The organism is Streptomyces sp. NPDC051909 (genome assembly GCF_040681095.1).
Classification (GTDB): Bacteria; Actinomycetota; Actinomycetes; order Streptomycetales; family Streptomycetaceae; genus Streptomyces.
In genome coordinates this window covers 1-18,905 of sequence record NZ_JBFAYA010000038.1, presented here as the reverse complement: position 1 = coordinate 18,905, position 18,905 = coordinate 1, and the positions used below count along the sequence as shown (strand labels likewise).

Annotated in this window: 21 protein-coding genes and 6 pseudogenes; 12 read left to right on the top strand and 15 right to left on the bottom strand. The window is 68.4% G+C overall.

What is annotated here, in order from left to right; translation table 11 throughout:
- Window positions 1-9 precede the first annotated feature (9 nt).
- Both AB0M18_RS33945 and AB0M18_RS33940 read right to left on the bottom strand, forming a co-directional pair.
- Window positions 10-1,461 (bottom strand): asparagine synthase-related protein, encoded by a 1,452-nt coding sequence (locus AB0M18_RS33945; RefSeq protein WP_365764893.1) that lies wholly within the window; start codon window positions 1,459-1,461, stop codon window positions 10-12.
- Window positions 1,462-1,693: 232 nt separating this feature from the next.
- A complete protein-coding gene (locus AB0M18_RS33940; RefSeq protein WP_276321810.1) occupies window positions 1,694-1,822 on the bottom strand; it encodes a hypothetical protein in 129 nt (42 codons plus the stop codon).
- Between the two features lie 138 nt (window positions 1,823-1,960).
- On the opposite strand from AB0M18_RS33940, the gene AB0M18_RS33935 reads away from it, so the two are divergent.
- Window positions 1,961-3,325: a hypothetical protein gene (locus tag AB0M18_RS33935; RefSeq protein ID WP_365764891.1), complete on the top strand. Its 1,365-nt coding sequence runs from the start codon at window positions 1,961-1,963 to the stop codon at window positions 3,323-3,325.
- Between the two features lie 19 nt (window positions 3,326-3,344).
- On the opposite strand, the gene AB0M18_RS33930 is transcribed toward AB0M18_RS33935, so the two are convergent.
- Window positions 3,345-3,662, bottom strand: a complete 318-nt coding sequence (locus AB0M18_RS33930; RefSeq protein ID WP_365764889.1) for a hypothetical protein — start codon at window positions 3,660-3,662, stop codon at window positions 3,345-3,347.
- A gap of 94 nt (window positions 3,663-3,756) precedes the next feature.
- On the opposite strand from AB0M18_RS33930, the gene AB0M18_RS33925 reads away from it, so the two are divergent.
- Complete coding sequence (locus tag AB0M18_RS33925; RefSeq protein WP_365764887.1) at window positions 3,757-4,092, top strand: hypothetical protein; 336 nt, start codon at window positions 3,757-3,759, stop codon at window positions 4,090-4,092.
- A gap of 531 nt (window positions 4,093-4,623) precedes the next feature.
- On the opposite strand, the gene AB0M18_RS33920 is transcribed toward AB0M18_RS33925, so the two are convergent.
- Window positions 4,624-5,088 carry a hypothetical protein gene (locus AB0M18_RS33920; RefSeq protein ID WP_365764885.1) on the bottom strand — a complete coding sequence of 155 codons (465 nt, stop codon included), beginning with the start codon at window positions 5,086-5,088 and terminating at the stop codon, window positions 4,624-4,626.
- Between the two features lie 31 nt (window positions 5,089-5,119).
- Window positions 5,120-5,410, bottom strand: coding sequence for a helix-turn-helix domain-containing protein (locus AB0M18_RS33915; RefSeq protein ID WP_365764933.1), 291 nt, complete (start codon window positions 5,408-5,410; stop codon window positions 5,120-5,122).
- A gap of 26 nt (window positions 5,411-5,436) precedes the next feature.
- Here AB0M18_RS33915 and AB0M18_RS33910 point away from each other — a divergent pair, with 26 nt between their 5' ends.
- The 5 genes from AB0M18_RS33910 to mihF all read left to right on the top strand — a co-directional run bounded on the left by AB0M18_RS33910 (window position 5,437) and on the right by mihF (window position 8,073).
- Window positions 5,437-6,246 (top strand): 3'-5' exonuclease, encoded by an 810-nt coding sequence (locus AB0M18_RS33910; protein WP_365764883.1) that lies wholly within the window; start codon window positions 5,437-5,439, stop codon window positions 6,244-6,246.
- A 266-nt stretch (window positions 6,247-6,512) separates the two neighbouring features.
- Entirely contained in the window at window positions 6,513-7,037 is a 525-nt protein-coding gene (locus tag AB0M18_RS33905) for a recombinase family protein (protein WP_365764881.1), read from the top strand.
- Window positions 7,038-7,062: 25 nt separating this feature from the next.
- Window positions 7,063-7,446 carry a hypothetical protein gene (locus AB0M18_RS33900; protein ID WP_365764879.1) on the top strand — a complete coding sequence of 128 codons (384 nt, stop codon included), beginning with the start codon at window positions 7,063-7,065 and terminating at the stop codon, window positions 7,444-7,446.
- A 7-nt stretch (window positions 7,447-7,453) separates the two neighbouring features.
- Complete coding sequence (locus AB0M18_RS33895; RefSeq protein WP_365764877.1) at window positions 7,454-7,687, top strand: hypothetical protein; 234 nt, start codon at window positions 7,454-7,456, stop codon at window positions 7,685-7,687.
- 71 nt (window positions 7,688-7,758) lie between these two features.
- Complete coding sequence (mihF, locus tag AB0M18_RS33890) at window positions 7,759-8,073, top strand: integration host factor, actinobacterial type (protein WP_365764875.1); 315 nt, start codon at window positions 7,759-7,761, stop codon at window positions 8,071-8,073.
- 35 nt (window positions 8,074-8,108) lie between these two features.
- Here mihF and AB0M18_RS33885 read toward each other — a convergent pair whose 3' ends face one another.
- Window positions 8,109-8,519 (bottom strand): hypothetical protein, encoded by a 411-nt coding sequence (locus AB0M18_RS33885; RefSeq protein WP_365764873.1) that lies wholly within the window; start codon window positions 8,517-8,519, stop codon window positions 8,109-8,111.
- Between the two features lie 249 nt (window positions 8,520-8,768).
- Between AB0M18_RS33885 and AB0M18_RS33880 the strand changes: the two genes are divergently transcribed.
- Window positions 8,769-9,095, top strand: a complete 327-nt coding sequence (locus AB0M18_RS33880; protein ID WP_365764871.1) for a hypothetical protein — start codon at window positions 8,769-8,771, stop codon at window positions 9,093-9,095.
- 70 nt (window positions 9,096-9,165) lie between these two features.
- Here AB0M18_RS33880 and AB0M18_RS33875 read toward each other — a convergent pair whose 3' ends face one another.
- The 3 genes and pseudogenes from AB0M18_RS33875 to AB0M18_RS33865 all read right to left on the bottom strand — a co-directional run.
- Window positions 9,166-9,381: a hypothetical protein gene (locus AB0M18_RS33875; RefSeq protein ID WP_365764869.1), complete on the bottom strand. Its 216-nt coding sequence runs from the start codon at window positions 9,379-9,381 to the stop codon at window positions 9,166-9,168.
- Entirely contained in the window at window positions 9,378-9,782 is a 405-nt protein-coding gene (locus tag AB0M18_RS33870; protein ID WP_365764867.1) for a hypothetical protein, read from the bottom strand. Before AB0M18_RS33870 ends, AB0M18_RS33875 begins: the two co-directional genes overlap by 4 nt.
- Window positions 9,783-10,138: 356 nt before the next feature.
- Window positions 10,139-10,345: pseudogene (locus AB0M18_RS33865) on the bottom strand (IS3 family transposase); the annotation flags it as partial.
- A 185-nt stretch (window positions 10,346-10,530) separates the two neighbouring features.
- Here AB0M18_RS33865 and AB0M18_RS33860 point away from each other — a divergent pair.
- Window positions 10,531-11,013: a winged helix-turn-helix domain-containing protein gene (locus tag AB0M18_RS33860; RefSeq protein WP_365764865.1), complete on the top strand. Its 483-nt coding sequence runs from the start codon at window positions 10,531-10,533 to the stop codon at window positions 11,011-11,013.
- Window positions 10,917-11,529, top strand: a pseudogene (locus AB0M18_RS33855) (IS630 family transposase). Before AB0M18_RS33860 ends, AB0M18_RS33855 begins: the two are co-directional and overlap by 97 nt.
- Window positions 11,530-12,670: 1,141 nt before the next feature.
- Here the strand turns inward: AB0M18_RS33855 and AB0M18_RS33850 are convergent.
- From AB0M18_RS33850 to AB0M18_RS33830, 5 genes and pseudogenes are all read right to left on the bottom strand, one after another.
- A pseudogene (locus tag AB0M18_RS33850) lies at window positions 12,671-12,916 on the bottom strand (hypothetical protein); the annotation flags it as partial.
- A 119-nt stretch (window positions 12,917-13,035) separates the two neighbouring features.
- Window positions 13,036-13,874 (bottom strand): annotated as a pseudogene (locus AB0M18_RS33845) (IS5 family transposase).
- A 368-nt stretch (window positions 13,875-14,242) separates the two neighbouring features.
- Window positions 14,243-14,804 (bottom strand): annotated as a pseudogene (locus tag AB0M18_RS33840) (IS6 family transposase); the annotation flags it as partial.
- A 153-nt stretch (window positions 14,805-14,957) separates the two neighbouring features.
- On the bottom strand, window positions 14,958-16,391 hold the full coding sequence (locus AB0M18_RS33835) for a S8 family serine peptidase (protein WP_365764863.1): 1,434 nt from the start codon (window positions 16,389-16,391) through the stop codon (window positions 14,958-14,960).
- Window positions 16,392-16,633: 242 nt separating this feature from the next.
- A pseudogene (locus AB0M18_RS33830) lies at window positions 16,634-17,100 on the bottom strand (transposase family protein); the annotation flags it as partial.
- Window positions 17,101-17,251: 151 nt separating this feature from the next.
- Between AB0M18_RS33830 and AB0M18_RS33825 the strand changes: the two are divergent.
- Together AB0M18_RS33825 and AB0M18_RS33820 are read left to right on the top strand one after the other, a co-directional pair.
- On the top strand, window positions 17,252-17,830 hold the full coding sequence (locus AB0M18_RS33825; protein WP_365764861.1) for a hypothetical protein: 579 nt from the start codon (window positions 17,252-17,254) through the stop codon (window positions 17,828-17,830).
- An 82-nt stretch (window positions 17,831-17,912) separates the two neighbouring features.
- A protein-coding gene (locus tag AB0M18_RS33820) for an IS5 family transposase (protein ID WP_365764859.1) occupies window positions 17,913-18,721 on the top strand; the annotation gives its coding sequence in 2 pieces (ribosomal slippage) (window positions 17,913-18,252 and window positions 18,252-18,721; 810 coding nt in all).
- Window positions 18,722-18,739: 18 nt separating this feature from the next.
- Here the strand turns inward: AB0M18_RS33820 and AB0M18_RS33815 are convergent.
- Window positions 18,740-18,905, bottom strand: a 166-nt coding sequence (locus tag AB0M18_RS33815) for a transposase (RefSeq protein WP_365764931.1), incomplete at its 5' end; no start/stop codon positions are given.

The following is an 18,905-nucleotide window of genomic DNA, read 5'->3' as shown; positions in this document are numbered from 1 at the left end:
AGAAGCCGTCTACAGCGCCCGCAGGCCCAGCTCGACGGTGGTGATCAGGTACAGGCCCGTACGGTACGGCGCCGCGTCCTCGGGCGACAGGGCGGCCCGCTCGACGGCCTCGGTGAGGACCGAGGCGTCCACGAAGCCCTGCTCGATGAGGTGGAGCTCCTCGCCCCAGCCGCGCAGCAGCCCGGTGGCGTGACGGTGCACGGCCGTGTTCATCAGATGGCCGAAGTTCTCCCGCAGCGGCGGGTTCACCACCTCCTCGGGCAGGCCGCGCGAGGCGAGCCGCTGGTGCAGCAAGTACTTGTCCGCCTTCCACTCCACCGGCAGGCGGTGTCCGAAGCGGACCATGTCCGTGTCGGTGAACGGGGCGACCGTCCACAGTCCGCGCCGGGCCATGAGCGGGGTGGCGACCTCCAGGGCGATCAGCGCGGTCTCCGGCGCCACAGTGGCCGGGGAGATCCCCGTGTCCACCTCGCCCAGCAGGTCGCGCACCCGCTCGCCGCACCAGGACGGCGCGACCGGCGTGCGTGCGGGCGTGCCGGCGGTGCGGCGGGCGCGGGCGACCTCGTCGCCGCCGAACCCGGCCGCCACCGTGTGGATGCCCCGGGCCCGCAGGGCCTGGGCGAGCGCGTCGGCGGCCTCCAGGTGCGGCTCGTCCAGCGGGCTGACCGCCTCCGCCCGGGAACGGCGCAGTCCGCCCGGGGACAGCACGGGGTGGTCGGCGGCCCGCACGGTCACGTCGGCGGCGAAGCCGGTCTGCTCGATGACCGCCCGGCGCCGCGCCTCCTGCTGCGGGCCGGCCTCGCCGCCGATGAGCATCGCGCACGGCGTGATCGCCCCCGGGTGCGCGAGGGCGAGGGAGATGGCGAGGTTGGTGGAGTCCATGCCCCCGGACAGCTGGGCCGCCGTCTGCTCCCGCGCGACGGGCCGCTTGGCGAACACGTGGTCGGTCAGGGCTTCGAAGGCGCCGACGAGTTCGGCCTCACCGACGTGGTCGGCGAGCTCGCCAGGCCGGGCGTGCTCGGCCGCGGCCGGGTACACCAGGCGAAGGACCTCGGCGTCCGCGTACGCGGTGGAGCGCTCGGAGAGCCGCTTGACCGTGGTGAACAGGGTGTCGTGGCCGTAGCGGGGGAAGCCGGTCAGCAGCCGCATCACCTCCCGCTCCTGAAGCCGGTCCGCACCGAGGCGGGCGCGCAGGTCCATCAGCTGCCACGAGCCCGTCAGCCGCCCGCCGTCGTGGGCGAGGTACAGCGGGCACACCCCGCCGAGCCCGGTCGTCAGCCGGAGCCCGTCCGGGCCGGCCTCGATCCAGATGCTCTGGAGCGGGAAGTCCTGGCACTCCTTCACCGCGTGCTCGTACACCGCGGTATCGACCCGGACCGGGGAGATCGAGCGCAGCAGCGAGGGGCGGCCGGCGGCCTTCTCCCGTACGACGAGCAGCGTGCGGGTGCCGTCGGTTACCACACGCGTCTCCAAGGCCGGGTGGTCCAGCGGCCGGATGCGGTCCGCACCGCGGCCCCAGCCCTCTTCCTCGCCCCGCCACTCCCACGGCCCCAAGTCGGTCCGCAGGTCAACCGATAACGTCAACATCTGCCTGTTCTCCCTTCTCGCCGGACATGCGACGGGGCCCGCGCGGCTCTCGGCCTGGCGCGGGCCCCGGTGACGCTGGTGGTGCTGGACGGGCGGTGCCGGTGGATCAGTCCTCGAAGCGGCCCTGGTCCGAGGTCTCGGCGGCCTTGTCGTCGTAGCGGGCGGTGTCACTCGGCGGGGCGGTGATCTCCGGGCCGGCGAACACGGACTCCCACGGACGCGTCGTGTCTTTCATGGCGAACCCCTTCTTCTCGACCGAGCCCGTTGACGGAATGTCATCGGGCTTGCTCAATCAGTGAACCGGGCAAGGGGGTTGGCGGGTACCGTGTCGAGCGCGCGGAGCCGTATATCGGGTATACGAGGGCAGGACGCCATGACCCAGCGCACTGCGAACCACCAGCTCAAGGCGCTGATTGACGAGTCCGGGCTGCCGTACCACGGGGTGGCCCGTGCCGTGAAGACCGTGGCGTTAGAGAGCGGCCAGCGCCTGGGCACCAACAAGTCGGCCGTCCACCACCGGGTGCAGGGCGCCGAACCGTCCGGGGCGACGCCCGGCTACCTGGCGGAGGCGCTGTCCCGCCGCCTGGGGCGCCGGATCACCCGCGAAGACCTCGGACTCGGTTCCCCGGCCGGGGGCGAAGATGACAGCATCGGGCTGACGCTGGACTTCGATCCCATCGAAACGCTCACCGCCATCGGGGAGGCCGACGTGAACCGCCGCCGATTCCTGGCCGCCTCCGCCTACTCCATGGCCGCGGCGACCCTCCCGCTCCAGACCGTCCAGGAAGCCGCCGCCCGCACCCGCACGGTCAGCGGCGGCGGCATCGCCGGCCACGCCGACGTCGCCGCGGTCCGCGACATGGTGAAGCTCTTCATGGACATGGACGAGCGCCACGGCGGGCAGCACGGACGCTCTGCCTTCGTGCAGTACCTCGTCACCGACGTCGCCCAGCTGTGCCGGGGCCGCTTCGCCAGCGACGACGTCCGCGCCGAGGCGCTCTCGGTCGCCTCGGCGGCGGCCCACCTGTGCGGCTGGAAGGCGTACGACAGCGGTGAACAGGGCCTCGCCCAGCGCTACTACCTCCAGTCCCTCGCCCTCGCGCGGGCCTCCGGCGTCCCCGGGCAGGACGGGTTCGTGATGCGCACGATGTCCCAGCAGGGCATGAAGCTGCACCGGCCCGAGCACTGCCTGGCCCTCGCCGAGACCGGCTGCGACCGCGCCAAGGGCCGCGTCGGCCAGCAGGTCGAGGCCCTGTTCGCCGTCATCCACGCGCACGCGCTAGCCAAGACCGGCCAGAACCGCCGCTCCCTCTCCGACGTTCAGTTCGCCGAGACCGCGCTGGCGGCCGGGGCCGGGGACGAGGTGCCTTTCTGGGCGCTGGTGTGGGGCCCACCCGCGGCGACCGTCCACTCCCGTACGGCGAAGGTCTTCGAGACCCTCGGCGACCGCCCGAACGCCGCCCACCAGTACGCGACCGCGGCGGCGAGTCGGCCCGGAGCGACGTACGCGCGGATCATCGCCTTCGACCTGGTCGCCCAGGCCGAGCAGGGCAGCATCGAGCAGGCGTACACCACGTGGGGCCGCGCGATCGACACCATGACCGGGGTGAAATCCACCCGCACCCTCAGGGCCGTCCGCTCCCTGCGCTCCGACCTGCGCCCGTACCGGGCCCGCGGCGTACGGGTCGCGGCCGAGCTCGACGAACGCGCCCGCGTCTTCCTCGACCACCACCGCTGAGCCCAGCCGATGAAGACCCCTACGGCAGTGCCTGGCGGGCCGTGTCCGGCCGCGACCGCGCATGCAGCGACTCCTGGTCGCAGCCGCAGGTGAACGGGCAGCACTGCTTGGCGAGCCAGACCGTGTCAACCACCGGCAGATCCTCCGTCTGGTCGGCCAGCTCCTGGCCCGCTTCGTCGACGCGCGCGAAGGGTTCCTCGTACCGGGTGCCACACGCGGTGCAGCGGGCGTCGAACCAGTAGGAGAGCTCGGTGTGCTGGTCCACCGGGGCCACGGGGTAGCGCGTACCGCCGTCGTGCAGCTGGACAGTCAGGCCGGCCTTGCAGTCACAGGACATGAAGGGGATCGTCCCAGCTTCGCCCGGCCCCGGCGTACACACGTCACCCGTACGGCGGGGCCCGTTCCGGCGCCGGGCAGCCGATGGTCAGGGCATGACCCACCGCCCCTACGAGCGCGACCTCGGCGCCCTCTACCTCGCCTACGCCCCGACGGATCTGAACGACGACGAGGCGGCGCTCGCGCTGATCGCGAACTTCCCCGACATCAGCGGTGCCCGGATCAAGCACGGCCTCGCGTGCCGCCACTTCGTTACGACGGGCGACGCCAGCCGGATCGACGCCTACTTCGACGCCGCGGACATCGGCCCCGACTACGAGTTCGACGCGGCGATGGTCGCCGACGCCCGCCGCGGCGTCGAGCGGATGCGGATGCTGGAGTGGGAGCTCACCGGAACCCACCCGAGCGACACCGACCCGGACACCGAGTGATTCTCGCCCTGTCGCCGACACGCAGGCCGGCCCGGGGCCGGCCCGGCGGCCCCGGGGTGAGGCATCGCCGCCGGGCGTACGGTGAAAGCATGGCCGCCGAGTGGGTACGCCGGTGCGCGTACGTCCTGTGCTCGAAGCCGCTACCGGAGGGCTCCCGCAGCGACAAGCGGTTCTGCGATCGGGCATCCCGGGCGGCGCATCGCCGGTGGCTGCGCCGCCAGCGGGAAGCCTTCGCCATCGGGCTGGCGTTCCTGTGGGGCGAGGCGCCCGAGCAGGTCGTGCGCTGTCCGGTTTGCGGTCGGCGCTTCGCGCGGGGCCACCTGCACCGCAAGGACAAGGTCTACGACCGGGACTCTTGTCGGCAGAAGGCGTTCCGGGCCCCGCCACCGGGCCGATGGGGTACGCGAAGCCGTTACGCCGGGCAGGGCTCCAGAACCCCGCCGCAGGCCGCTGACCAGTACGAACGCGCTTGCCTCATGACGGAGGCCGTGAGGACGTCGAGGTCTACTTCCGGCCGATCCGCCGGAACCGTCAAGCCCGTGACCTGGACGTTTGCACACCGGCAGCAGGGGGCGGCCCGGCGTCGAGGGGGACCTTCGAGGGGCGCCGTGGCCCGGGCGCGGGCCGGTCTCGTTCCAGGCGGCGGACCCGGTCGTGGACGCGCTCCAGGCCGCCGGCCCCCAGCCCGTCGCCGTGCAAGTAGTACAGGCCGAGGTCGCCGTCGAGGGCGGCGTGCAGGGCCGCCACGCTGCGGATCTCGTGCGACCACAAGGCGCTCTGCACCCAGTGGCCCTGCACGTAGTGGCCGAGGAGATCGGCCAGCTCCAGGGCCGCGGCGCCGAGGTACGCGCACTCCGCGCAGGGCTCGGCTGGCAGGTCGGCCCTCGCCTCGTCGAGGAGGTGCTCGTACTCGTCGGGGTGCGCGGAGACCAGGCGCCGGACCGCGATGTCGTGCGCCTGGAAGTAGCTCGGGCTCCCACCTCGCCATACACCCACCGTACGCCCGCCGTGCAGTCCCGCCGTGCGGTCAGGACTCGGCGCTGCGCCGGTCTCCGCCCCGGGAACGGAAGGTGACCCCGGCGTCTGCGAGCAGGCGGTGCACGCCGCCGTACGAGCGGCCCGTCTCCTCGGCCAGGGCCCGGATGCTCGTCCCGGAGTCGTACTTCTTCTTCAGCTCCGCCGCGACCTTGTCGCGGTCCGGGCCGGGCGCGAGCCTGCGGACCTTCGTCTTGTTCGACATGGGCTGATTCCTCCCTGAAGGCGGCGGACGCTGCCATGATCGCGTGAGGCGGTGGCCGCGGCCACCGGTTCGGCGCAGGTGCTCGGAGGAGAAGGGGGCGGCTGGTGACGATCACGGACCCGGCTCAGTGGGAGGACCTGTTCACCCGCACCGTCGACGAACAGCCGGTGCAGTTCGTACGGCCCGCCGACACCGACCGCCCTGTCTGGGCGGTGTACGAGGCGGCCGTGTACGTCGGGAGCGTGGCGGCGGAGACGGACGGCGGCCGACCGCTGTGGCGGGTCCAGGACAGCCGCGAGGCCCACCGCGACCTGGACGACGCGATCCGCTCCCTGCGGCGCCCGTCGTCGTGGACCCGCGAGCGCGAGCAGGTCGCCGCCTGGGCCCGCCGCCTCCTCGCCGACGAGACGCTGCTGGCCATCGACGTGGAGACGACCGGGCTGGAGAACGCGTACGCGGTGCAGATCGCCGCCGTCGACCGCGCGGGCACCGTGGTCTTCAACGAGTACGTCCAGCCGAACGCCCCTGTGGAGCCGGCCGCCGTCGCCGTGCACGGCATCACCCTCGACCGCCTCGCCCAGGCCCCGGCCTTCGCCGAGCTGCTGCCTTGCCTCACCGACGTCTTCCACGGCAGGGTCGCGGTCGCGTACAAGATGGACTTCGACCGCGGCGTCATCGAGCGCGAGCTCCACCGCCACCACGGCGATGCTGCGGCGGCGGACGAGTGGCTGGGCCGGGTCCGGTGGGAGGACGCGATGGTGCCGTACGCGGTGTGGCGCGGGCTGTGGTCGGTCAAACGCGGCGCCTACCGCAACCAGCCGCTCGGCGGCCCGCACGACGCGGTCGCCGACGCGCGGCTCCTGATTGCGAAGTTCGAACAGATGGCCGCGACACCGTCCACTTCACCTTGGTGATCTTCCCCGCCCGCGAGCAAGGGCCAGAGCCGCACGCGCGGTTACTCTCACAAACGGTCCTTTGCGCGAGCAAGATCAATCATAGACCGCCGGACCCCCGCCGGACCCGGAATCGTTCGCAGAACCCGTTCTCACTCAAGAGCGGGACGGACCTCCTTCTGAGACTTGCATTGTGAGAAAATCCGGGCCCATGACGGACCCTCAACCCCCTTCCCCGAACGACCGGTCGGACGCCGACGACGTCGAACAGCACGCCTGTCCGAAGTGTGACGCCCAGCCCGGCTCGCCCCTGCCGCTCGCGCGGCGGCGCGGTCGCCTCCGGCTACCACACCCGCAGCTTCACGATGGTGCCCCGGCTGAAGAAGGCCCTGCGGGTGCCGACCCCGGCCGACCGCGGGCCGGGCCGGCCGTGGCGGCCGGGCACCCCGCCGCCGGCGCCGATCGACCCGGACCTGCCGAGCGCGGACATCCGCATCGGGTACGCCCGTTGCTCGACGCTCGGGCAGGAACTCGACTCCCAGCTCGACGCGCTCGCGGGGCACGGTGTCCCCAGGGACAAGATCTTCAGCGAGAAGATCAGCACCCGCGTCCGGGTCCGCCCGAAGTTCGAGGAGGCCCTCCGTACGGCGCGGGAGGTCAAGGCGCACGCCCCGCACTGCCGGGTCATCTTCACCGTGTACGAGATGAAGCGGGTCGGCCGCGACGCCGCCGAGCTCACCGCGCTCGCCGACCATCTCACCGCCCACGGCCTGGTGCTGGAGATGCTCGCCGGGCCCCTGCCCGGAATCTAACGACCCGACCGGGCCGGGGAAGCTGTTGTTCGCGTTCTTCGCGGCGATGGCGGAGACCGAGCGGGAGAACATCCGCGAGTCCACCCTGGAAGGGCTCGACACCGCGGCCCGCAGGGGCAAGCACGGCGGCCGGCCCGCGGTCATCACCGACGACATGCTCCACACCGTGCTGCGGCGCCGGGCGAACGGGGAGTCGGTCGAGCAGATCCAGCCCGACCTGATCATCCCCACCGGCAAGCGCAAGGGGCAGAGCCCCTCGGTGGCGAGCATCTGCCGGGCGCTGGCCGAGCACGCCAAGCGCGAGGCATACCCCGAAGCCGTCGAGGCCGCGCACGCAGACTTCGCCGCGCTCCAGGCCGGCGAACTCCCCGGCCCGCGTACGGCGGACCAGCCGGAGCCCGCCCGGTGACGACCCGGTGACGACCCGGTACCTCGTGGTGCTCCAGTTCGAGGAGGGCGGTCCGGCCGTCACCGGGGAGTGGGCCGACGACGCTCCCGCCCTGCGCACGTACCGCGGCTGGGTCGGGCTGTACGGCAGCCAGGACAGCGTGGTCATCCGCCTCATCGAGGTCAGCGACGGCCGCGAACACGTACTCAAGACCTGGACCGCACGGGGCGAAGTCGACACCCCACCAGGGGTGAATCCGTAAACCTGCTGGTCACGGGCCCGATGGCGGGGTGATGATGGCCGCCGCAACGCCGTACGAGAAGAGGTCCACCGATGGCTCTGCCAGCACTGACCGCCGAGGCGCGCGCCGAGGCGCTGAAGAAGGCCGCCGCCGTCCGCAAGGAGCGCGGCGAGATCCTCGCCCAGCTCAAGGACGGCAAGGTCGCCTTGAAGGACGTCCTCGCCCGCGAGGACGCCGTGGTCGGCAAGGTGTTCGTCCGCCGCCTGCTGGAGTCGCTGCCCGGCATCGGCAAGGTCCGCGCCGCCCAGCTCCTGGACGAGCTCGAAATCTCCGCCAACCGCCGCGTCCAGGGCCTCGGCCCCCGGCAGAGGGAACGCCTGCTCGAACTGTTCACGCCAGCGGCCTGACCAGCGGCGGCCTGTCGGCGCGGGCACCGCGTCCGTCAGGGCCGGGTCCGCGCGATGACGACCGGCGCTTCCCCCGTGGGCTGATCGTCCTTCAGCCAGAAGCCCTGAGCCTGAAAGATCGAACGCATCGCCTGGTGCATGGCGGTCTGCTGGGCGCGCCACACGTCGTCGGCCCGGTTCTCCATGTGCGGGTGCTGCCGCCACAGCACCTGAAAGCCGGCGGGCCCGGGAACGACCGACAGGGCCGCCCCACACCGGTCCTCGAAGGCGTCAGCGTGGAGATCCGAGACCGGCAGCCCCGCCTTCATCAAGACGGTCACCACCTCCACCGCCAAACTGCGGCGGCCGTCCGGCACGGAGTTGCTGATCACCGCCCGTTCCAGAGCCTTCACGGCCCTTGCCTGCCACAGGTCATCGATCGGGCTGCTGGTGTACGACTCGGTCACGGTGGCGCTCCTGGCACTCGGGACTACTTCCATACGCCAACCTGCCCAGTTCGCTCAGCCAAGATCATCCCATTGCCCCTTTTGGGCTCACCTCGGCGCCCACAAGCGGCCGTCAGACCGGGGTACGGTGCAGGTCCCCTCCGGGACAGCGCCGGAGGAGGGAGTGGCGGTCGTACTGCCCGGTCTTGATGTAGTCGGCCAGGTACGGCGCGAGCACGGATCTCCTGATGAGGAGGCGAGACTCGGGGCATGAGCGACGGATCGTGGCCGACCATCCAGGACTGGCTCGACGGCCCTACCGGAGCCGGCATCGCCGACGTCCTGGCGCAGGGGCCCGAGGGGCGGCAGCTGCTGGAGTCCTACGCGCGCGACGTCGACGACACGGTCACCGCCGCGTTCGGCGAGGTGACGCTGCCCGCGCTGACGCTGTACGTCCACACCATGGCCCGCGCCGACCAGATCCTCCAGCAGGGCATGGACGACCTGCCCGAAGGGCTCCAGGCCCGGACCGGCGCCGAGCTGCACTGGCGCATCACCGCGGCCTGTTGGATCGCCCGCGAGCGCGGACTGGCGTAGCCACCCCGCCGGTCCTTGATCAATCTCAGCGCCAACGGCTGTACCGCTGATCCCCAGCCGGGGGCGGCTGTCACCGGCGTGCGCTGCGGTACTCCTCGCCGAGCGCGGCCAGCTCCTTGCGGCACCGGCGGAGCTCACCGCCGTGCTCCAGGGCGGTGTCGCGCAGGTAGACGCCCTCGGAGAAGTGCTCGAAGCCGATGGACTCCCACAAGGCCGCGATCTTCTTCGTAGCCGCGTCCGCGTACGCGTCGGTGACCAGGCTCTCGTCCTCGGGCCGCTCGCTCATCCCCGGTTCGCAGGCCACCGCGCAGCACCCGCCCTCCAGGCGGCGGATCGCCTCGGCCTCGAAGAGCGGCCCAAGCCCGAAGCCGCGCAGCGGCTTGGTGAGTACACCCGGTCCAGGATCAGCAGGTCACCGACCGGTGACTCGATCGCCTCCATGAAGGCGTCGCTGTAGTCGCTCCCGTCCAGGACGGTCTCAGCGATGCTCAACAGCTCGGCGGAGTAGCCGTCCGCGGCCTCGATCCGGCTGAAGCCGGTGTAGTCGCGCAGCCGGAACAGGGTCAGCTCACCGACCGTGGGGCCGTCCTCGTCGCCGTCACCCCGCTGTACGACGGACACCATCCATTCCTCCAGCGTGTCGTCGTAGTCGCCGGGGCCGGGAAGGTGGGAGTGCTCGTATCTCAAGGTCAGCGACGTGGGGTCGCAGGGAAGCTCACGGGCAGGGCGGCGGCGTGCGGTGCCTCCGAGGCCTTTGGCTAAATATTCGGCGGCGGAGGTGGGGGTATCGGCCCCTCTATTTCGAGGGCAACAGATTCGAGATGAATATGACCGCTTGCTGCAACTGGCATGAGTAGCGCAGTGGCAGCCACAGTCACAGTAGCAAGCGCATGTAAGTGGTAGGCCACCAAAGTGCGGCCGATCCATGTACTCAAACTTTGCATGCAGAGCAGTCTCTCACCGGGGCCATGTTCAGACGTAGGGGGTTGCTGCTCATATCCGCCTCGAGTTGAAGTTACCCCGTGATCTTAGACACTCGATATCTACGCCGCGAGGGCGTGCTGATGCCGCTGCCTGGTCTCGGCTGGGGTGAGGTAGCCGAAGATCTTGTGCTTGCGCAGGCGGCGGCGGTTGTAGAAGGTCTCGATGAAGTTGAAGACCTCTGCGCGGGCGGTGGCCCGGTCGGGCCAGACGCGGGTGCCGATTTCTTCTTTGAGCAGGGCCCAGAAGCTTTCCGCGGCGGCGTTGTCGAAGTAGGAGCTGGTGCGTCCGCAGCTTTGCCGCAGGCCCAACTCGCTTATTTTGTCGCGGAATTCGGCTGATGTGTACTGATCTTTGACGCTGCGTTTGATGATCTGGTCATGTTCGGCATACCGGTTGTATGGGGACTCGAACTCGCAGGCTGCTGCGTCCAGTTGAGCTGGAGCGGCGGCGCATGCAGGCGGCGGACTTGCTCGAGCAAGGGATGCGGCAGAGCAAGGTCGCGGAGGTGCTCGGGGTGACGCCGCAGGCAGTCAGTCTGTGGCGTCGGGCCTGGGTCGAGGGCGGCCGGGAGGCTCTGCTGTCCAAGGGGCCGGGCGGCAACTCCTACCTGAGTTCGGAGCAGGAACGGGAGCTGGACGATCTTCTGCGTGCGGGGCCGACGGCGTACGGGTGGCAGGACCAGAGATGGACGCTGGCCCGGGTCGGGGTGCTGATCGAGGAGCGGTTCAAGGTCCGGTACGAGATCTCCGGGGTGTGGCGGCTGCTGGACCGCCTCGGCTGGTCGTGGCAGGTGCCCAAGGTGCGGGCCGTCGAGCGCAACGAGGAGGCGATTGCCGCATGGCGCACGGAAACGTGGCCGGCGGCCTTCCATCCGTGCAGGTCACAGCCCTCGGCGGGTGGGTCTGCTTCGAGGGCGAGGCCGGAGCCTGGCTGAACGGGCCCGTCCGCCGCACCTGGGGCAAGGCCGGGCAGACCCCGGTACTGCGGCTGTCCGGGAAACGCAACGACAAGATCAGCATGGTGGCATGGGTCTGCTTCAAGGAAGGCGAGGAGCCGAGGCTGATCTATGCGATCAAGCCCTCGGGTGGCTACACGAAGAAGGACTTCCCCCGCTTCCTGGCCCTGCTGCACCGCCGCCTGGACGGCCCGGTCACCATCGTCTGGGACAACTACTCCAGCCACATCAGCAAGCACGTGAAACAGTACGCACAGCGGCAGGGACTGGCTCACGATCATCCAGCTGCCCTCCTGCGCACCAGAGTTGAACCCCGTCGAACTGCTCTGGGCGCACGCCAAGGAGAAGATCGCCAACCGGGCATTCCGTTCGATTGACGAGCTCCACCGGGCCGCGAAGAGCGCCCTGCGCAACATCCAGCGCCACCTCGAACTCCTCCTGGCATTCCTGGCCGGAACCGGCCTCGAACTCCCCCCACCCGCATCAAGCCCGTAGTCAAAGATCAGTAACAGCATCAGTTACTCACGAACCGACTCCCGATCAGTGCGTAATGAGTGAATCGGCGACCCGTTCGCCGCTTTTCACAGTTTCGAAAGTGGGCGACTCTAACCTATGAGCCCCAGCAGGAAGTTGAAAAGTTGACACGAGCTTCCGCTATCGCCGGACTCAATAAAACAGGCCACTTTCGACAGCCGCGAGAAATATGATGAAGTGCCACCATGGGATTCTCAATAAAGACATTCAGGTTTACGAGGGCTCGCGCACTGTGTGCCCTGGGTGCCCTGGGTGCATCGCTCGCAATAGCACCCACAACCCCTGCCAGCGCCTCCGAAACTGCCCCATCGGGCGGTGTCACCAGGACTGTCTAAACGAGGGTCAGTCCGAACCAGAACGGATATGGTGCAGCATTTTCACAATAACAGTCAGCATGTAGTAAAAAGGTCACCCGCGGAAGCGTATATTCGGCAATTCGCACAGAATTTCGCCAGTGCATCAGGGACCTAAATGCCTTCATTGTCGCCGCCTATAATAGCAGTAACCAATGCGGGTCATTCATTGCGACATATACGTGCGGCCCAGGTGCTGCCGCAACCGGATTGGTAGACCTTGCCGCTGCCACCAAACTCGAAGCAAAGCTAGGAGGCAAAATCTCGCAAGCGGAAGTTAGCTGCCCGGAGGAGTTCCCGCGAATTGGGGCTACCGAGGAAGGACTGGTTCCCAGTGGAGTCTATGGGGCATCCGGGCGACCTTGGCCCGATCTGGATTGGGATGCCCGCTACTCAGGCAGCAGCGCCACCTTCGACATAGCAAACCGGACGACTACACCCTACTTCTCCGTCGCCGCGGTCGTCCTCTGCGTTGCCAATTAACACGAAAACTCATTCTCCTTCCCATTGCGGCACGGCTCTCCGCCGGCAGCGCGGTCTCCCGCCACAAGAACATCGTCGCCTGCCTCCTCCCAGGGCCACGTGCGCCCCGGGGCTGTCCGCCTCGGGGCCAATGGCGCCTTGACCCGCTGGGCACTGATCATGTGGGCCGGTGCCTGCGCTGCCGTGACTGGGCACGCCGACCGCTTCATACCGGGCGAACGCACGCCGTAGGCGTCCTGCACGGGTCCGGCACCGGCGCATACAACTCAGTCCCGCCGGAGAAAGCAGCCCCGCACCGATCGCACAACCAGTTCGTCGGGGGGTTTGGTGCCGACCTTGTGGTGGGCGGGTCGCCGGTATGCCTCGCCGCCGGTGAGGACTCGTCCTGCGTCGTGGCGGGGTGCGGGTTGCCGGTTCTTCGAGCCCGGCGGGCGTCCAGGGCCCGGGTGCGGTGGTTTCGGTGCACCAGCGGGCAAGCCGGCCTTCGTGCGGAGGTTCCGGAATCCACGCTGGCCGGGTGCATTCGGCGAACCGCTGGCCACGGCGAGGACGCGGGCGACTTTGACACCTGCTCTGGACGCACTTCTCGGCGGCTTTGCCTAACTGGGTGGTTCATCCCTGGATTTGGTCTTCATGCGCCTCGCCAGGTGGGTGTGTTTTCCCCGGTGAGGCGGCGGGTCATGAGGCTGATCATCGCGATGTGGATCATGGCTTCGGATCTGGTCGGGAGGGCTTCGTAGTCGCGGGCCAGGCGGCAGTGGTTCATCAGCCAGCCCAGGGTGCGCTCGACGACCCAGCGGCGAGGCTGGACGACGAATCCCTTGGTCGCGGGATTGCGGCGGACGATGTCGACGTCGATGCCCAGGGCGGCGCAGTGTTCCACGACGGCGTTCTTGTGAGCCCATGTCGGCCCATGCCTTGGTGACGGTGGGGTGATCGCTAGCGATCTGGGTCAGCAGGTGACGGTCGGCGGTCCGTCCTGGACGCTCGCGGCTGTGACCAGCACGGCCAGCAGCAGGCCGATGGTGTCGGTGACGATGCTCCGCTTGCGCCCGATGATCTTCTTGGCGGGGTCGATGCCCTGGCTGGTCATTGGGGACGTTGGTGGATGTCTTGACGCTCTGCGAGTCGACGATGCAGGCCGTGGGCTCGGCCCCTCGCCCTTCGGCGGTCCGCACGAGACGGCGAAGGAGCCCGTTGAGCTGGGCGAAGACCCGTCGTTCTGCCATCGGGCGAAGTAGGCGTAGACGGTCTGGTGAGGCGGATAGTCGTGCGGGAGGTACCGCCATGGGATGCCGGTGCGGTCGACATAGAGGATCGCGTCCAGCAGGTCGCGCAGATCGTGCTAAGTGGCCGGCCGGAGGCGAGTGCACGGGCGGCGCGATCGCTTCGCCAGGCGATCAACGTGGGCTCCACCAGAGCCCAGCGGGCATCGGACAGGTCACTCGGATACGGTCGGCGAGCCGTCATGATGACGGCATACCGCCCGGAATCACCTTCTGCCCAGAGCCAGTGACATCGAGCGGGCAGAAGCATTCCAGTCCGGCTTACTGGAATGAGACAGAGGAACTGCGCGGTTCCGGCGGCTTTTCTTCACAGCCGGCACACCTGCCACCACAGCCTCAGAACTCACCGCAGACAGGCCGACAAGGCCACCCAAGAACCGCCCCAAGCAAGCGTCTTACTGGACGAAAACGACCTCTCAGATGCCGTCATCGGTTTCCCTTCAAGATCAGTGATGCGTTCTCGAAGGATCAGCCGGTGGCCGTCTCGCTTTTCAGAGCAACACACCCCCGCAGGGACGCGTCACCCCGTTACACCACTTCCCTGGACGCAACCATCGCGCGTTCGCCCTGCCTTGTCGGCTGATGGGAGTTCTCCGCCCGGTTGTTCAGGCCCTCCCTTGTGCGAGCGGTGCTCCACCGACGGCATCACCTCACGGTGCGCGGCGCCGTAGGAGCGGAGCTTGTCCGTCACGATCACCCTGGGCACCGAGCGGGACGTCTTCATCAGCTTCCGGAAGAAACGCCTGGCCGCGGCCTTGTCCCGGCGGTTCTGGACGAGGATGTCGAGCACGTTGCCATCGGCGTCGACGGCCCGCCACAGGTACTTCCACTCCCCGTTGATCTTGATGAGCACCTCGTCCAGATGCCACTTGTCACCGGGCCTCGGACGCCTGCGGCGCAACCCGTTGGCGTAGCTCTGCCCGAACTTCAGACACCAGCGCCGGATGGTCTCGCAGGAGACGATCACGCCGCGCTCGAGCATGAGCTCCTCGACCTCGCGGAAGCTGAGCGGGAAGCGGAAGTACAACCCCACGCGGTGCGAGATGACCTCCACCGGATAGCGGTGGTTCTTGTACGACGGCGGCACATCCGACACCAGCGACCCCCTCCCCAGGCACGGACAACCCGAAGATCATCCCACGCCGTTGCCAACAACGTGACAGCACCCGACGACGTCCTCCGGACGGACACCCCGCCCCATTTTCCCGGCCCGGGGGTGCGGCCGACAGGTCGCGGGATGTCTGACTACGGGGTGGTTGGTCCGGGTTCAGCAGAATTTGCCCGGCTTGCCGATCGTGAGGGTGACAGCAGATCCCTCGGGTACCACCGTTCCGGCGGCCGGCGACTGGGCCATCACCTGGTTGTAGTAAGTGCACGTGTTGTCGATTTGCGTCCTTTCGGTGACCGTCAGGCTGGCGCTGGTGACTGCGCTGATCGCGGCGTCACGGTCGGAGGTGAGGACGTTCGGCACCACGACGCTGTGTACGCCGGCGAAGAGCAGCTTGTTGGGCGATCCGGTTCCGGCGTCGGTTATCACTCCGTTGGTGGCTCCATTGACGATTGTGTCGCGTACCTGCTGGGGGGTGAAGGAGGGGTTCGCAGACAGAACCATTGCTGCGACACCGGCGACGTGAGGGGATGCCATGGAGGTACCGCTCCACCAGGCGGTGGCGTAGTCGTCTTCCGCGGTCGCCGAGAGAATCCCAATACCCGGTGCAAACAGGTCCAGACAGGATCCCCAGTTTGTCCAGCCAACGCGGCCGTCAGATTCAGTCGACGCACCGACCGTGATGGCGTTTGGAGTACTCGCCGGCGAGATGGTGCACGCGTCCCGGGTGGCGTTGCCCGCCGCGACCGCGTAGGTTACCCCGTCGGCGATCGAAGCGGTGATCGCGTCGTTTCCGGCCTGGTAGAACTCGCTCTGGATGCTCATGTTGGCCACGGCCAGCTCGCCGGGGTCATGGTCACCGGTCACCCAGTCGATACCCGCGATAGCCCCTGCCCAGTCGCCCGAGTTGCCGCAGCCGAGCACCTTCACCGCAGTCAGCTGCGCGCCCTTGGCCACCCCGTGATAGTTGCCGGCCGCGGTGCCAGCCACGTGGGTGCCGTGCCCGTGGCAGTCGGTGTTGATGCCGTCGCCCGTGGTGTTGGTGCCCCAGGTGGCCCTGCCGCCGAATACCGTGTGCGTGGTTCGGATTCCTGAGTCGATGACATAGATCCGCACGTTGCTGGCCGTGTTGGGGTAGGTGTAGGAGCCGTCCAGCGACATGTTGCGCTGGTCGATGCGGTCCAGGCCCCATGTATAAACGGGGTTCTGTGTACCCGCGGCGGAAACCTTCGCGTTCTGCTCAACGTACTTGACCGACGGGTCAGCGGCCAGCTTCTTGGCCTGTGTCTTGGTCATCTGGACTGCCATGCCCCGTAGCGCGTGCTGGTACTGGCGTTTGAGTACGCCGTTGTATTTGCTGGCCAGGTCACGCGCCTTCGCATCCACTTTGGCCTTGGGGACTTCGGAGTCCTTGAAGACCACGATGTAGGAACCGTCGATCGCGTTGGGTTTGCCTTCGCCCAGAATACGTCCCTCGGCCGTCGCAGCTGGCGCGGCCACCGCAGAGGTGCCAAGGGCAGCAGCGACGGAGGCCGTAGCCGCGAGCAGGGCTAGTGCGACAGTGGTGAACCGGCGGCTCTGGTTACGTCTCACAGGGGGTCCTTCCGAAGGCGTGCTCTGTTCCTCATACCGACGTGCGTTCGGCAAACGGCCTGAATTTGAGCCGGAACAGCCATCGCCTCGCCCGCACCGCGTCACCGCTTGTACTGCACATCGGTACTGCGGATGCCTGCCTGATGACAGACCCCCGCAATACCGGCCATTGTGAGAACAGACGGAAGCACCGCACACGAGTAAGCGCTACCCAGTTGGCGATTCGCCGACACTGGCCCGTTTCATCCTGAGCAGCTGCAGGTCAACAGTGTGTGGACGGCCTGGACGATGGTGCTGATGCGGCGGGTGGAGCATCTGGCTCGCCGGAGCAGTCGCCATGACTTCAGCAGGGCGAAGGCGGGTTCGCCCGGGACTCTCAGCCGGGCATGGTCCCGGTTGAGCTGCTGGTAGCGATCGGGTTGTTCGCGGTGGCGGTAATAGGGGTGTGGACGGTGGCGCCGGCGCCCTGGTGGGCGCGGTCCGCGAGGATGAGGACCTGCCTGGTGAGGCAGGCCTGGGCCATGCCGTGGGCACGCGCGGTGGTCAGGCCGTGGGCGCGCCCCGGCGTTGCCCGGGAGAACCATAGCGGTGTGCCGTCCGGGCGGGCAGTGCCCTGCATGTTCATGCCGTGCTGCTTGGGCTTGTGGGAGTGGTACGGCTCGTCTGCGGCGATGCGATCGGTAGGGATCAGGGTGCCGTCGACGAGGACTAACTGCTGGTTTCAGAATGAGTTGTGATGGCCTGGGTGCAGGGTGCCGCCTGAAGTACGCCATCCACGGGTCGCGCCACGGTCGGCCAGACATGGGCGCGCTGTTCACCTGGGCGCTAACACGTCAGCGGCTCTCGCTATCGTCCGTGCCATGACCTCAAGTGATGATCTGCTTGACCTGATCCAGACCACTCCGGAGATCGATCTGCTGCTGCGGTCATCGTTCGGCTTCGACATCCACCGGAAGCGCAATGGCGATGGCTTGAGGCTTGCCTCGGGTGCGCCGCTGGAGGTGATCGCCGGGGAGTTCGCTGGTGGGGCGTACTTCCTGTGTGCCGAGCAGAACGGCCGCCGACCGGTGGTATTCGCGAGCTCCGAGGGGGAGGGCGGGCTGATCGCCGATGACCTGGCGGACGCTCTGGAGATCATGATCGGGCTGGAGTGGCGGGACTGCCTCTCATTCTCGGGTGGTGGCGATGTGGAGGTCATGCAGATCTCCGCTCAACACCTCAACCGGTCCCGCGACAAGGACAACCCGGACATCGACAACGAAGCTGCCCAGGTGGCCGCAGCCCTGTCGCTGCGTATCTTGCCTGCCTCTGACCTCGTCATCCGGTTGCACGCAGCCGCCTCAAAGACCGAACCGGACTACGTCGTGACCGACGGCGGGCAGGTGTTCGACCCACCGTTTGGCGAGCACGTGGAGCCTCGCCACGGTGGTTGGCGCTGAACCCGAGCGGCCGCTGCCGCCAGTCGCATCGGCACCGGCCTCTCTGCCAATGTCTGACAAGACGTCGGGCAGACTCTGCGACGTGTCTGCCGACCTTGTTCCCGACGGTCTCTGGGAGCGCATAGCTCCGCTTCTCCCAGTCCGGCCTGCTCGACGCCTTCGCCACCCCGGACGACTGCCGGTATCGGACCGCGTCGCACTGGCCGGCATCGTCTACGTGCTGCGCAAAGGAGTGGCCTGGCGCGATCTGCCTATCCAGGTCGTTGGATGTTCAGGAGTGACCGCCTGGCGTCGGCTCCGGGACTGGACCGAGGCCGGAGTCTGGCCCCGCTTGCACGAGGTCCTTCTCGCCGAGCTGCGAGCGGCGCGTCTCCTGGAGATGGACGACTCGGCGATCGACGGCTCGCACGTCAGGGCCCTCAAAGGGGGGCTCACACCGGACCTTCGCCGGTCGACCGGGGCCGGCCGGGCAGCAAGCACCATCTGATCGTCGACCGGCACGGCACCCCGCTCGCCGTCACCCTGACCGGCGGCAACCGCCACGACGTCACCCAGCTCCTGCCGCTCCTGGACGCGATCCCACCGATCCGGGGCCTGCGCGGACGCCCGCGCACACGGCCACGCAGACTGTTCGCCGACCAGGGTTACGACTACGACAAGTACCGCCGCCTGCTATGGAAGCGTGGGATCAAGCCGCTCATCGCCCGTCGCGGCGTCGCCCACGGCTCCGGCTTGGGCAAGACCCGCTGGGTGGTCGAGCGGACCTTCGCCTGGCTACACCAATTCAAGCGCCTGCGCATCCGCTACGAGATACGCGCTGAACTCCACCTCGGCCTGCTCCAACTCGCCTGCAGCATCATCTGCTTGAGACGACTCAGAACCTCATTCTGAAACGATCAGTAAGAGGTCCTAACAAAGGCGTTGGACATGTCGGTGGGTGATCAGGCAGGTCGCAAGGCCGAGGAAGGCTTCATGGATGTCGTCGCGTCGTTCCCAGCGGACGCGTAGACGGCGGAAGCCGTGAAGCCAGGCGATGGTCCGCTCGACGACCCAGCGGTGGACACCGAGGCCGGAT

Excerpts from the sequence above, each read along its gene's own strand:
- AB0M18_RS33940 (WP_276321810.1), bottom strand. The coding sequence starts at position 1,822 with ATGAAAGACACGACGCGTCCGTGGGAGTCCGTGTTCGCCGGCCCGGAG.
- AB0M18_RS33935 (WP_365764891.1), top strand. The coding sequence starts at position 1,961 with ATGACCCAGCGCACTGCGAACCACCAGCTCAAGGCGCTGATTGACGAG.
- AB0M18_RS33930 (WP_365764889.1), bottom strand. The coding sequence starts at position 3,662 with ATGTCCTGTGACTGCAAGGCCGGCCTGACTGTCCAGCTGCACGACGGC.
- AB0M18_RS33925 (WP_365764887.1), top strand. The coding sequence starts at position 3,757 with ATGACCCACCGCCCCTACGAGCGCGACCTCGGCGCCCTCTACCTCGCC.
- mihF (WP_365764875.1), top strand. The coding sequence starts at position 7,759 with ATGGCTCTGCCAGCACTGACCGCCGAGGCGCGCGCCGAGGCGCTGAAG.
- AB0M18_RS33880 (WP_365764871.1), top strand. The coding sequence starts at position 8,769 with ATGAGCGACGGATCGTGGCCGACCATCCAGGACTGGCTCGACGGCCCT.
- AB0M18_RS33875 (WP_365764869.1), bottom strand. The coding sequence starts at position 9,381 with ATGAGCGAGCGGCCCGAGGACGAGAGCCTGGTCACCGACGCGTACGCG.
- AB0M18_RS33860 (WP_365764865.1), top strand. The coding sequence starts at position 10,531 with ATGCAGGCGGCGGACTTGCTCGAGCAAGGGATGCGGCAGAGCAAGGTC.
- AB0M18_RS33825 (WP_365764861.1), top strand. The coding sequence starts at position 17,252 with ATGACCTCAAGTGATGATCTGCTTGACCTGATCCAGACCACTCCGGAG.